Here is a 12,598-nt window from a genome sequence, read left to right as displayed (position 1 = left end):
TGCCTTTGGGTCAGGTGGTGAACGGGTCGGCTGTGCCGGTGTCGTTGCCCGTGGTGCCGCGGGCGGTCGGCGGGGTGGGGCCGGGCGCGCGCCGGGGCGTCTCCTCGGGCGCCGAACGTGGCGGGGGTCGGAGGGCCGGGGCACCTTGCGTTCGACGCCCTGCGGGGAGCGCCCCGGCACACCCGTCCCTGGCTGAACCGGCCGGTCAGGTCAAGGGCGCGCCGGCACGCGCCCGACCCCGGCGGGCCGGGGGTCAGGCCGTGGTGAGGCGGGTGGGTTGGAGGCCTGTCAGGAGCAGGGTGAGGGCCTCGTCGAGGGTGGAGCCGAGGTACCAGTCGCCGGTGTGGTCGATGCCGTAGACGCGGCCTTCGCGGTCGAGGGCGAGGTGGGAGCCTCCGTCGGCCTCGACGCCGAGCGGGCAGAGCTGGGTGGACAGGGCCCGGCCGAGGTCGGCGAAGGTGCGCGCGAGGTGGAGTCCGGTGAGCGGGTCGAGGCGGACCGGGGTGGGGGCGATCTGGCGGCCGGGTCCGGGGGCGGTGACGGTGAGGCCGCCGAATTCGGCCCAGGCCTCGACGGCGGCGGGGAAGACGGTGTGCCGGTGTCCGGCGGGGGTCGTGTGGTCCCGGAGTGCGTCGGCCCAGTACTCGGCCTGCTTGATGTCCCAGCGGCCGGGTTCCCAGCCGGCCGTGCGCAGGGCGGAGTCCACGGCGACCGGGAAGCGGGTGGCCGAGGAGCGGTCGTAGGAGGCGGAGGTGGGGGTCATGGCTACTCGGCTGGGGTGAGGTCGACGGGACGTACGCCGAAGTGGGCGAGGAGGGCGTCGCAGGAGCGGCAGGGGGGTGCGTAGCTGCCGTGGAGGGGGTCGCCGTCCTCGCGGATGCGGCGGGCGGTGATCTTGGAGTGCTTGAGCGAGCGGCGGGCCTCGCTCGCGGAGAGGGGCTTGCGGGAGGCGCGCCGGGAGCGGGCGGCTTCGACGGCGGCGAGGTGGCGGGAGAGCAGGAGCGCCTCGGGACAGCGGCCGGTGAAACGTTCGCGCTGGCCGCTCGTGAGGGTGTCGATGAAGTCCTGTACGAGCGGGTGGAGCACGGGCGGCTGGTCGGCCTTGCCGGCGGTGCCGGTGAGGGTTTCGCCGCGTACGGAAAGGGCGGCGGCGATGGTGGGGAGGATGCCGTCGCGGCGGAAGCGCAGGACGGGTGCGACGGGGCGGCCGTCGGTGCTGCTCCAGCGCAGGCGGGGGTCGCCGGCGGGGCCGGTCGCTTCGCCGGCCGGGCCCGCGGCTGCCGGTGTGCCCGGTGCCTCCGGGGCGGTGTCGCCCGGTTCTGTGCGTGTTGCCGTGTGGTGCATGGTCGCGCCTTCCCTCCCGTGGCGGCGGTGGTGACCGCTGTCGCGCACGCCCCCGTGCTGCGGGGACAGCCTGTCAAATGTCACCTGTCATGCGGAAGCGGGGTCGAATATTCGTATCAATTCGGATGTTCCTGGCCCTCGGGCGGGTGCGCCGGTCGGCTGCGGGTGAGGCTCTTGCCCCAGCGCATAGGCTGTGGTGAACCAGCCAGATCCAGCAGGGGGCTACCGCCATGACGACAGGTCGGCTCGGGCAGCAGGCCGCGCCACCCAACGCCGCTTACTCGGGGCAGGTCGTGCATTTCCCGGACCCGGTCCGGGCCGCTCGGCATCCCCACGGGGTGCGGATGGACGGCAACGGGCATCCGGACTTCTCCGCGTACGCGCGTGCGGCGGTGGAGATCGCCGAGCCGCCGGAGGGCTTCGGCGTGGACGAGTTGCGGCTGACGGACTACGTGTCCGCGAACGCGGCGATGAAGGCCGCCGGGCACGAGTTGTGGGACACGGTCGGGCCGGTGGCGACCCCGCACGGCTGGACCTGGCACCACGTGGCGGGTTCGCGGCGCATGGAGCTGGTTCCGGTCGAGGTGAAGGCGCTGCTGCGGCACCACGCGGGGCTGGCGACGGCTCCGGTGGACCACGAGAAGCGCGGGACGCGGCCGTTGCAGGAGGTGCGTCCGGTGCACCTGGGGCTGCCGAAGTCGGTGGTGTCGGTGTCCGAGGAGCAGGTGCAGGGGGTCGAGGAGGATCTCGGCTACCGGCTGCCGGAGGCGTACCGCTCGTTCCTGAAGGCCGCGGGCGGCTGTGCGCCGGTCGGTGCGGGCCTGGACGTGGACCTGGGTCTGCTGGTGGACCAGCCGTTCTTCACGGTGCGTGAGGAGGCGGCGGTCAACGACCTGGTGTACGTCAACAAGTGCCTGCGGGACCACCTGACGAAGGACTACCTGTGCGTGGCCTTCGCGCAGGGCGGGCTGCTCGCGCTGAAGGTGAAGGGCGAGGGCATCGGCTCGGTGTGGTTCTCCCCGTACGACGATGCGCGCGACCAGGACGGCTGGTCGGTACAGGAGCGCGTGGAGCGGCTGTTGCTGCCGTGCGGTGCTGATTTCGACGCCTTTCTGGAGCGGCTCGCGGGCAATCCGCCGGAGCTGGAGACGGTGGCCGGTCTGATGGTGGACGGCGGATTCGCACGCTCGGTTCCCGTGGCGGGGCCGGTTCCGCCGGTGCGTCCCGGTTCGGATGAGGGGTGACGGCGCGATGGTGACCTTTGCGCAGGCGCAGGAGCGCGCCGAGGAGTGGATCAACGGGGACATGCCCGCGTACCAGCACCGCGAGGTGCGCGTACGGGAGTTCGGGCTCGGGTTCGTGGTGTGGGCGGAGGACCGTGCGGCGGGTCCGGTGTCCGGGGGCGGCCGGCAGCGGCTGGTCATCGCCCGGGACAGCGGGGAGGTGACGCTGTGGCCGGGGCTGCCGGTGGGTGAGGTGATCCGCCGGTACGAGGAGGAGTACGGGGCCGTGGCCGCCGCCGCGGCTTCCGAGGCTTCGGTTCCGCCGCCGCGGATCGACTCGGAGCAGACCTCGTTCATGCTGAGCCCGCCGGAGTGGCTGCAGGAGGCCGCGGACCGGGCGGGTATTCCGCCCGCGCCCGCGCCGGCTTCCGCTCCCCAGGAGCCCGCCGCTGCCGCGCCGGCCGCCGCCGCGGCTCCGGCCCCGCCTTCGGCGCCGGTGGAAGCGGTGCCGTTGCGGCGCGGGGGCGAGATCCCCTACGAGCCCACGGCCAACGACGGCGTACCGGTGTCCCCGTCCCCGTCTCCGGCCCCGGCCCCGGCCGTGGTGCCGACCGGTGCCACGCCGTGGGCGGGTACCGATGTGAACTCCGGTACGGACGACGCGTCCGTACCGCTGCCCGCGACCGTGTTCGCGCCGCCGCTGTCCGGTTCGGACCTGGAGGACCGGCCGTCCTCCGGGGTGGCCCCGGAGGCGAAGACCACGCTGATGCCGGGTGGCAGCCAGTTGCCGAGGACCGCCGTGGTGCCCGCGCTGGGTTCGCCGGCGGCCGACATCGCCGACGCGCCGACGAGCAAGGCACAGGTCTCCGGGCCGGGTGGCTCCGCGGGCCGGCCGCCCGCGCCTCCCGGTGCTCCCGGCACGGGCGCGGGTCAGCAGTCGACGCCGCCGGGTCCGCCCGGCGCTGCCGGTGCAGGCGGCTCGGCCGGTGGCGGGGCGCACTACGCGGCCACCATGCTGGCCGGCCCCGGTGTGCCCCAGCCGCCCGGTCCGCCCGGTGCTCCGGGCGCGGGTCAGCCTCCGGCGCCTCCCGGGCCGCCGGGTGCTCCGGGTGCGGGCGCGCCGCAGCCTCCCGGCCCTCCGGGTCCGCCCGGTGCTCCCGGATCGCTCGGCCGTGGGCTGGACCATGCGGCGACGATGCTGGCCGGTCCGGCCGTGACGGGTCAGCCTCCGGCGCCTCCCGGGCCGCCCGGTGCTCCCGGCGCCCCCGGTGGCGCGGCCCATCACGCCGCGACGATGCTCGCCGGTCCCGGCGTACCGCAGCCGCCCGGCCCTCCCGGTGCGCCCGGCGCGCCCGGTGGCGGGCTGGACCACGCCGCGACGATGCTGGCCGGTCCGGCCGTGACGGGCCAGCCGCCCGCGCCGCCCGGTCCGCCGCCGGGCGGACCCGTGGCGCAGCCTCCGGTCCCGACCGGTGCGCCCACGGTCGGCCCCGGCTACCAGGCCGTGCTGCGCTACCGCGCGCCCGACGGCTCCGAGCAGCAGCTCATCCGCCGCTCGGCGCCCGGTACCCCGCACCCGGAGTGGCAGATCCTGCACGAGCTGCGCGCCATGAACGTGCCGCCGCAGCAGGTCCTGGAGCTGCACACCGAGCTGGAGTCCTGTGAGCTGCCCGGCGGTTACTGCGCCCGGATGATCCGGGAGACCTGGCCGCAGGTCCGGATCACCAGCGTGGCCCCGTACGGGAAGGACCATGCGGGCCGTCAGGCGGGCATGCGGCACCTGATCACCCACCAGGGCGAGCTGCACCAGGTGGCGGACGGTCCGGCGCGCCCGGCGCCGGTACGGGCTCCGCTGCCGCAGGTCCCGCTGCAGCCGGCGATCCCGCTGGAGGCGATCGCGCAGGAACTGACGGGGGCCTTCGGTCCGCAGGGCGTGTTCCGCTTCGACCAGCGGGCGGTGTCCCGTCAGGGTGTGCCGGAGATCGTGGCGCAGACGCTGATGTGGTCCGGTCTGCCGGTCGATTTCGGGCCGTTCTTCTGGGCGCAGGCGGTGCCGGGCCAGCCGGTTCCGACGCTGGCCGAGATGGCCGCGCAGCGGCAGGTGCAGCCGGCGTCGGACGCGGGCTCGTACCTGGTGGTCGGCAGCGACTTCGGCAAGGCGCTCTGCGTGCAGTACGGGACCGCGCACATCGTGGCGGTGCCGGTCGAGGGCGGTCCCGGGGGTGCCCCGGTGCCGCCGCAGTTCGTGAACTCGAGCCTGCCGCAGTTCGTGCGGTCGCTGGCGATGCTGGGTCACATGTGGCGGCTGCGCCAGCATCTGACGCCGGAGCAGGCCGGCCGGTGGACCGTCGATTTCCAGGCGAATCTGGCGGGCCTCGACAGTGCGGCGCTGGCGTCGCCGGAGAGCTGGTGGTCGGTGCTGCTGGAGCAGATGTGGGACGGACTGCTCTGAGGTCGCCCTGATCGGGTGACCGGTGGAATGGCCGGGTCGGGACCCTCGGAGGGGGTCTCGGCCCGGCCATTCGGGCTTCTGGGATCAAAGGGCGCATCCTTGACGGGAATCCCCGCGAGAGAGGCGCATCCAGGATGAGTGCACCCATTGCGACCGTGCGCGGTCGCGGCTACCGCATGGAAGAGGTCGACCGGTATCTCGCCCGGCTCTCCGGGAGCCGCGACGACGCCTGGGAGCGGGTGGCACGGCTGACGGTCCTGGCCAAGCAGATGGAGGCGGAGGCGGCCCGGCTGCGGGAGGCGGTGGCCGGGCTCGCCCCGCAGACGTACGACGAACTGGGCGAGCGGGCCCGCCGGATCCTGCTGCTGGCGGAGGAGGAGGCGGACAGCCTGCGGATGGACGCGCGGGCCGACGCGTTCGCGACGCTGGGCGCGGCCGAGGCGCGGGCCGACCGGGTGGCGGACCTGGCCCGGGGCGACGCGGAGGCGGTGCGCGAGCAGACGGAGGTCCGGGCCCGCCAGGGTCTGCTGCGGGCGCAGCGCGAGGCGGACGACGTACGGGGGCAGGCGCGGGAGGACGCGGCGACCTGGCGGACGGAGGCGGCGGCGGCTCTGGCGCAGACGCGGCGGCGGGCGGAGGCGGAGCTGGCGGAGCGCGAGCAGGAGCAGGCGGAGCGGTGGGAGGCCGCGGAGCGGGGCCTGGCGGCGCGGGAGGCGGAGCTGGAGGCGCGCCACGACGAGCTGGAGCAGCACGCGGAGGCCCGCCTGGCGGAGGCCCGGCGGGGGTTCGCGGAGGCGGAGGAATCGGCGCGGCACGGGCAGGAGGACGCGGAGGCGCGGGCCGCGGAGCTGGTGGCGGCGGCGCGGGTGCGGGAGGAGCGGGTCGGGCGGGAGACGGAGCGGGTCCTGCGGGAGCACGCGGAGGCCCAGGAGGAGATGCGGGCCCACATGAACCACGTCCGCTCCAGCCTTGCGGCGCTGACGGGCCGGGCCCCGGCGGAGGGCTGAGAGATGGCCCCTCCGGCGTTTGAGGAGCGGGGTTCGGGGCGGAGCCCCGGGAAACGGTGAAAGGGCGGGGCGGGGAGCGGCTCCGCGCAGCGGCGCCGTTGCCGGGGGCCGGCCCCCGGACCCTCCCCCGGATTTCGTCCGTGGGACCCCCGGCGCCTCAAGCGCCGGCGGGGCTGAAAGAGCGGGGCCGGCCCCGGACCCCGCGCCTCAAGCGCCGGCGGGGCCGGAAGGGGTCTGCTCGGTGAGGAAGTCCTCGATCAAGGGGGCGATTTCCGGGAGGTGGGTTTCGAGGGCGAAGTGGCCCGCGCCCTCGAAGATGTGGACGGCGGCGTCCGGGGCGTCCTGGAGGTAGGCCTTGGCGCCCGCCGGGGTGAAGAAGGGGTCGCCCGCGCCCCAGACGACCAGCACCGGCACCCCCGCGCTCCGCAGCCACGCCTGCCAGGCGGGGTAGTGCGCGAAGTTCGAGGCGTAGTCGAAGGCGAGGTCGGCCTGGGCGTCGGCGCGGCCGGGCAGGCCGAGGTGGTGCACGTCGAGGGTCAGGCTGTCGGGGGAGATCAGGCCGGTGTCGGCGACGCCGGTCTCGTACTGGAAGCGGGTGCCCTCCAGGGTGAAGAGGCCGCGGATCCGCTCCTCGTTGCCGGGGACCTCGCGCCGGAGCCCCGCGAACTCGCGGGCCGCGTCGGACAGGCCCTCCTCGTACGCGTTGCCGTTCTGGACGATCAGGCCGGTCACGCGCTCCGGGCGGCGCGCGGCGAGCCGCAGTCCGACGGGGGCTCCGAAGTCGAAGACGTACAGGGCGTAGCGGTCGAGTCCGAGGGCGTCGGTGAACCCCTGCACGATGTCGGCGAGCCGGTCGAAGGTGTACGTGAATCCGGCCGGGGCCTCGGTCCGGCCGAAGCCGGGGTAGTCGGGGGCGATCAGGCGGTAGGGGGTGTCGCCGAGGGCGTCCATCAGGCAGGCGAACTGGTGCGAGGCGGTGGGGAAGCCGTGCAGGAGCAGCAGGACGGGGCCGTCGGCGGGGCCGCTCTCGCGGTAGGCGACGCGGACTCCGTCCACGTCGACGGTGCGGTGCTGGACGGTCGGGATGGTGCGGCGAGCGGTCATCACATGCCTCCTGCGGCTTCAGTTCCATTAGTCTTGCCGGTGATCACTAATGGGTCAAGTGATTGAAGTAGCATTAGTCGGGTGACAGTCACCTTCCCGCTCACCGGCGAGCCCCTCGCGCTGGACCTCCTCAACACCCTCACCGCCGAAGGCGACCTCGTCGCCGACCCGGCGGGGCTCGCGGCCTGGCTGGACGCGCAGGCCGGGCGGCTGACCCCGGTCGGCTCGGCGGGCCCGGCCGAAGTGGCCGCCGTACGGGCCGTACGGGAGGCCGCGCGCCCGGCGCTCGCCGCGGTCCGGCGCGGCGAGCGGCCCCCGGCCGGGGCGCTGGCCGCGCTGAACGGGGCCCTGGCCGCGGCGCCGTCCCACCGGGTGCTGGCCTGGACGCAGGAGGGCGGCACGACCGCGGCCGCGCACCGGCCGGCCGATCCGGCCCCGCGGCTCGCGGCGGAACTGGCCGAGGCGGTGGCGGAACTCCTGACGGACCCCCGGGTGGGGCAGGTTCGCGCGTGCGAGGCGCACGACTGCGTGCTGCTCTTCCTTCCGGCGCACCCCCGCCGCCGCTGGTGCGTCGCCTCCGTCTGCGGCAACCGGGCCCGGGTGGCCCGCTATTACGCCCGTCACAAGGGCGACTGGAAGACCTCGTAGAGCGCAGACGTGAGGAGTTGGTCCACGCCCGAGACGGTGATGAAGCACAGGAGGGCCAGCTCGCCCCGGTCCAGCCGGTCCGTCTCCCAGCCGCCGGCGCGGGTGCGCGCGAGCACCTCGTCCTCGCTGCCGGTCTCCCGGACGAGGCGCAGGTGGAAGGGGTGCGCCGTGAACGACAGGGTGCGCCCGTCATCGAGGGTGAAGCGGATGCCCCGGCGGCCGGGCAGCAGCGACCTGCCTGCGGCCCGCGCCGTGAACGGCACGCCGTCGAGGCGGCCGCGGACGCCGCGGCGCAGCCTCGTGCGGATGAGCTGCCACGGCAGCGCGGCGTCGTCGATCTCCAGGACGGTTTCCCCGCCGAGGAGGAACTGCCAGCGCTCCCGCGCCTCGGCCTCGGCGTCGGCGCTCAGCCGCGGGCCGGGCTCCCGGAAGAGCGTGTACGTGCCGTGGGGCGTGGGGATCTCGGCGTACCGGGTGCGTGTGTCCGCGGGGCTCGTCCAGGTCCTCGACGGTGCGCGCCAGGACGGCGCGATACGGGTTCCGGGCATCGCCTAGCCGGCCGGCCGCTGCCCTGCCGGGCGGGCCGGGGACGCGTAACGGTAGGGGTCGCTGCGCAGGCCCCGGGCCGTGACCGTCACCTCGAACGGGGCGGCCGCGCCCTGCGGGAGCGGGGCGCTCAGGGTGCCCGTCGCGGGGTCGAGGAAGGCCGGGGCGGCGGCGCCGTTCACGCTCACCTGGGCGGGGCTGCCGGCGGGGCCGGGGCCGAAGCCGCCGCCCTCGACGGTGAGCAGGCCGTCGGCGACGGAGACGTCGGTGATCACCGGGTTGGCGCGGACGGCCATCTTGTTCACCAGGTAGGCCCCCGCCGGGGCGCCGGTCAGGGCCCACATCTCGGCGGGCAGTCGCGGGAGCCCGCCGCCCACGTCCGCGAGGAAGAACAGCACCACGTACAGCATCGTGACCGCGCTGAGCGCGACGTACTGGAGGTCGACGAGGTCCGTGCGCCCGCTGTCGTTGGCGATCAGCTCCCGCAGCGGCCGCCGTCCCGACTCCGTCGGCTTCGCGGCCGGCTTGGCCAGGGTGCCGTTCTCCACGCGCAGGCCGACGACCGTCTTGGCCGCGATCAGCGCCACGTACGGGCCGCCGAGCAGCGGCAGGTACACCGTGGTCAGCTGGGACAAGGGGCCGTCGGAGCCCCGGAAGTACGCGACTCCGCCGCCCGAGGTGAGCCCGTAGGCGAGGATCGCGAGCAGCAGCCAGACCAGGATCACCGTCCAGGCCAGGGCGAGCGCCGTGGAGGTGGAGAGCCGGCCGTCGCGGCCGGTGACGAAGGCCGGGCTGCGGCGCAGCCGCAGGCCGATCGGCCCGGCCAGCGCGGCCAGTAACAGCAGTGCGCACAGTGCGGATGCCATGTCGTCCCCCCGGATAACGGTGCTGCGTACGAGGGTCTCCCACTGCGCCGGGCCATGACAAGTCGGGGTGGCTGCCCGGCTGTTGCTCCTCGGCTGTCGCTCCGCTGCTGCTGCCGCCCGCGCCGTGCTACTCCTCGCGCAGCTCCGGCAGGACCGGGAACCTGCGGGGCGCCACCAGCAGCAGGATCAGCAGCGCGGCCACGGCGGCCGCGCTCGCGCCGAGGAAGATGTGCTCCACGGCGGCGGCGACGGCCTCGCGCAGGTAGTCGGCGGCGGCCCGCGGGAGCAGCTCGGGGCGCTCCAGTGCCTTCGCCACGTCGTCGAGGTGCTCCGGGAGCCCGGGAACGGGGGCGCCGGCCAGGCGGGCGGCGATGGTGGCGTTGGCCACGGCCGCGAGCAGGGCGGCGCCCACGCTCTGGCCGACCTGCCGGCAGAAGAGCACCGAGGCCGTGGTGGTCCCGCGCTCGGCCCAGCCCACCGTGGACTGGACCCCGACGATCAGCGGGAGCTGGAAGAGGCCGAGGGCGGCGCCCAGCAGCAGCATGATCAGCGCCGGCTGCCAGGGCCGGGCCGGCTGTGGCAGCAGGGTGAAGGAGTAGAGGATCACCGCGGCGAGGCCGATCCCGACGGCCGCGGTGTTCCGGAAGCCGATGCGCCGGTAGACGTGCTGGCTGAGGGCGGCGCTGATGGGCCAGCTCAGGGTCATCACGGACATCACCAGCCCGGCGCCGACGGGCCCGAGGCCGAGCACGGACTGGGCGTAGGTCGGCATGAACACCATCGGGGCGACCATCAGCAGCCCGAGCGCGGCCAGGGCCAGGTTGACCGCGGCGATGGTGCGCCGCCGCCAGACCCAGCCCGGCAGGATCGGTTCCTCGGCCCGGCGTTCCACCACGACCACCACCGCGGCCAGCACCGCGCTCGCGCCCAGCAGCCCCAGCGAGGGCGCGGACAGCCACGGCCAGGCGACCCCGCCCTGGACGAGCGCGAAGAGCAGCAGGCCGCCGCAGGCGAAGACGGCCAGGGCGCCCGCCCAGTCGACGGGACCCCGGCGCCCGGGGGACCGTACGGGCTCCACCAGGTGACGGGCGACCATCCACAGGGCCAGGGCGGCCAGCGGCAGGTTGAGCAGGAAGATCCAGCGCCAGTGCGCGTACGAGGCGAGGAGCCCGCCGAGCGCCGGGCCGGCCACGGCCGAGGTGGCCCAGACGCTGGACATCCGGGCCTGGATCTTCGGGCGGTCCTTCAGCGGGTAGAGGTCGGCGGCCAGGGTCTGGACCGTGCCCTGGAGGGCGCCGCCGCCCAGGCCCTGGACGATCCGGAAGGCGATCAGGGCGGCCATGTTCCAGGCGAGCGCGCACAGCAGCGAGCCGACGAGGAAGAGGCCGATGCCGAAGAGGAGGACAGGCTTGCGGCCGAAGGTGTCGGACAGCTTCCCGTAGACGGGCAGGGTGACGGTGACGGCCAGCAGATAGCCGGAGAAGAGCCAGGAGAAGACGGAGAAGCCGCCGAGGTCGCCCACGATCTGCGGGACGGCGGTGGCGACGATGGTGCTGTCGAGGGTGACGAGGGCCATGCCGAGCATCAGTGAGGCGACCACGGGGGCAGGTGGCCGGCCGCCGGCCTTCCGGGCCTCCCCGGCGCCGCCCGCACCAGCCGCGCCGCCCGCACCGGCACCGCCCGCACGGGCACCGGCCGGTGCCTCCGGGCCCGTGGCCGAAACGGCCGCCCCCGCCGCCGCCGGCACGTGGTCCGCACGCCCCTCGGGTATGCCGTCCTGGCCTCCGCCCGTGCTCTGCGCTGCGGCCACCGAGATTCCTTCCCCCTGCACGTAACTGCGGGGAACACCTTCTCACCGCCCCCGTGTCCCGCGATATCCCCCAGGCCTTCTGCCTCGAAGGGTGGACATCCCCTAGTACTGCAACCGCATGTGTGGGTCGTGGCCTCGGCGTTGGTAATGGCAGCGGCGGGCTCGGGCCTGGCTGCGGCGCCGGAAGCGTGACCAGTGCAGACGGTGCTCGTTGCTGTGGCAGCGGGGCGTGACGACGACGTGCCCGATCATCCGGCGGATCTCCGGGACGCTGAGGGGTATGAGGTCTTGCTCGTCATCTCCGCTGCCCCTTTTGCGGCTTCTGCGGCACGGATGGCCGTGAGGTAGGCCAGGACGGCCATGGCCAGGGTGATGTGCCGGTACCAGGCCCGGTAGAGCCGCACCTGGTAGTGATCGAGCCCGCATTCACCCTTCGCGGTCTGGAAGCATTCCTCCACCGCCCACCTGGCTCCGGCGGTCCTGACCAGGTCTTTCAGCCGGGAAGTGACGGGGCCATAGCAGACGTAGTAGGCGATGTCGGTGGGGTCGGACAGGTTGCGGCGGGCGAGCACCCAGTGCCCGGATCCGCCCTCCCAGGTGGGCCGGATCGCGACGCGGGCCCAGTGGTAGATCCGCTGGCCGTGGGCGCCTGCTCCGGCGGAGATCCGTTTCCATGCCTGCTTCGGCAGGGCCGCGATCAGCTCGTCGACGCGGGCGTCGCGGCCGTCGGCGGTGATCACGGTGTCGTTGACCTTGGTGGCCAGCACATACGCGGCCTGGCGTTCTTCCAGCCAGGCGCGGAAGTGTTTGACCTGCCCGTATGCCTCGTCCGCGGTCACCCAGGCGAAGGGAACAGCCGCGTCGATGGCGCGTTGCAGCATCCACTTGAGGTGCTCGATCTTCGTGGCGAACGGCACGGTGTCGTCGATCCCGGCTGCCCGGCAGCGGTCGCGGTCGTCCGTCCAGGACTTCGGGACGTAGAGTTCCCGGTCGATCAGCGCCCGCCCTTTGGCGGATGCGTAGGCGAGGAAGGTGCCGATCTGGCAGTTCTCGGTGCGGCCAGCGGTGCCGGAATACTGCCGCTGGACCCCTGCTGACCTGGTGCCCTTCTTCAGGAACCCGGTGTCGTCCCCGATGAGCACGCCATCCTTGGCGCCGATGGTCTCCACGACGAAGTCCCGGACATCGTCGCGGACCGCGTTCTCGTCCCATTCGGAGTGGTTGAGCAGGCGTTGCACACCGTCCGGGCGGAGCTGGCCGACCTGCTCGGCCAGCGTCCACCCGTTCTTCTTCTCTAGCGGCGCAAGCAGGCCCGTCATGTAGTCCAGAGCCCGATCACGTGGCTCCGACCTGCCAAAACGATGCCCGAACCGGGCATGCAACCCCGCTACACCCTCGGACCACGACTCGATCTGCTCAACCGTCAGCGATTCATCACACAGTCACAACAACGAGCAACCTCACCGACCGTCACGCCACATGCGGTTGCAGTACTAGGGGTGCCTCCACACAACGGGCCAGGGGCGGTTCCTCCCGGCGGAGGAGGTGAGGGCCCCCGGCGCCTCCTTAACTGGAACATACGGACCGGGAGGTGGGGG

At 74.2% G+C, this 12,598-nt stretch carries 11 protein-coding genes; 4 read left to right on the top strand and 7 right to left on the bottom strand.

Annotated features, from left to right (window positions below; all coding sequences use genetic code 11):
- Positions 1-253: 253 nt before the first annotated feature.
- Positions 254-763: an SUKH-3 domain-containing protein gene (locus tag OG332_RS17730; protein WP_327414390.1), complete on the bottom strand. Its 510-nt coding sequence runs from the start codon at positions 761-763 to the stop codon at positions 254-256.
- Between the two features lie 2 nt (positions 764-765).
- Complete coding sequence (locus tag OG332_RS17725; protein ID WP_327414389.1) at positions 766-1,344, bottom strand: YwqJ-related putative deaminase; 579 nt, start codon at positions 1,342-1,344, stop codon at positions 766-768.
- A gap of 230 nt (positions 1,345-1,574) precedes the next feature.
- On the opposite strand from OG332_RS17725, the gene OG332_RS17720 reads away from it, so the two are divergent.
- The 3 genes from OG332_RS17720 (at position 1,575) to OG332_RS17710 (ending at position 6,026) form a co-directional block, all read left to right on the top strand.
- Positions 1,575-2,588 carry an SMI1/KNR4 family protein gene (locus OG332_RS17720; protein ID WP_327414388.1) on the top strand — a complete coding sequence of 338 codons (1,014 nt, stop codon included), beginning with the start codon at positions 1,575-1,577 and terminating at the stop codon, positions 2,586-2,588.
- 7 nt (positions 2,589-2,595) lie between these two features.
- Complete coding sequence (locus OG332_RS17715; protein WP_327414387.1) at positions 2,596-5,019, top strand: SUKH-4 family immunity protein; 2,424 nt, start codon at positions 2,596-2,598, stop codon at positions 5,017-5,019.
- Positions 5,020-5,153: 134 nt separating this feature from the next.
- Positions 5,154-6,026 (top strand): cellulose-binding protein, encoded by an 873-nt coding sequence (locus OG332_RS17710; protein ID WP_327414386.1) that lies wholly within the window; start codon positions 5,154-5,156, stop codon positions 6,024-6,026.
- 207 nt (positions 6,027-6,233) lie between these two features.
- Here OG332_RS17710 and OG332_RS17705 read toward each other — a convergent pair whose 3' ends face one another.
- Positions 6,234-7,130 (bottom strand): alpha/beta fold hydrolase, encoded by an 897-nt coding sequence (locus OG332_RS17705; RefSeq protein WP_327414385.1) that lies wholly within the window; start codon positions 7,128-7,130, stop codon positions 6,234-6,236.
- 81 nt (positions 7,131-7,211) lie between these two features.
- Here OG332_RS17705 and OG332_RS17700 point away from each other — a divergent pair, with 81 nt between their 5' ends.
- Positions 7,212-7,778 (top strand): CGNR zinc finger domain-containing protein, encoded by a 567-nt coding sequence (locus tag OG332_RS17700; protein ID WP_327414384.1) that lies wholly within the window; start codon positions 7,212-7,214, stop codon positions 7,776-7,778.
- Here OG332_RS17700 and OG332_RS17695 read toward each other — a convergent pair.
- The 4 genes from OG332_RS17695 to OG332_RS17680 all read right to left on the bottom strand — a co-directional run bounded on the left by OG332_RS17695 (position 7,751) and on the right by OG332_RS17680 (position 12,412).
- On the bottom strand, positions 7,751-8,326 hold the full coding sequence (locus OG332_RS17695; protein WP_327414383.1) for a hypothetical protein: 576 nt from the start codon (positions 8,324-8,326) through the stop codon (positions 7,751-7,753). The two genes, OG332_RS17700 and OG332_RS17695, sit on opposite strands and share 28 nt — an antisense overlap.
- 3 nt (positions 8,327-8,329) lie before the next feature.
- Positions 8,330-9,190 carry a hypothetical protein gene (locus tag OG332_RS17690; RefSeq protein ID WP_327414382.1) on the bottom strand — a complete coding sequence of 287 codons (861 nt, stop codon included), beginning with the start codon at positions 9,188-9,190 and terminating at the stop codon, positions 8,330-8,332.
- Positions 9,191-9,317: 127 nt separating this feature from the next.
- Entirely contained in the window at positions 9,318-10,775 is a 1,458-nt protein-coding gene (locus OG332_RS17685) for an MFS transporter (RefSeq protein WP_327419272.1), read from the bottom strand.
- 473 nt (positions 10,776-11,248) lie between these two features.
- Positions 11,249-12,412, bottom strand: coding sequence for an IS701 family transposase (locus OG332_RS17680; protein ID WP_327419120.1), 1,164 nt, complete (start codon positions 12,410-12,412; stop codon positions 11,249-11,251).
- Positions 12,413-12,598 lie beyond the last annotated feature (186 nt).

Origin of the sequence: Streptomyces sp. NBC_01233, from assembly GCF_035989305.1 — a bacterium.
In the GTDB taxonomy this organism is placed as follows: Bacteria; Actinomycetota; Actinomycetes; order Streptomycetales; family Streptomycetaceae; genus Streptomyces.
The sequence above is the reverse complement of the archived record's forward strand: the minus strand, read 5'-3'. Positions and strand labels throughout refer to the sequence as shown.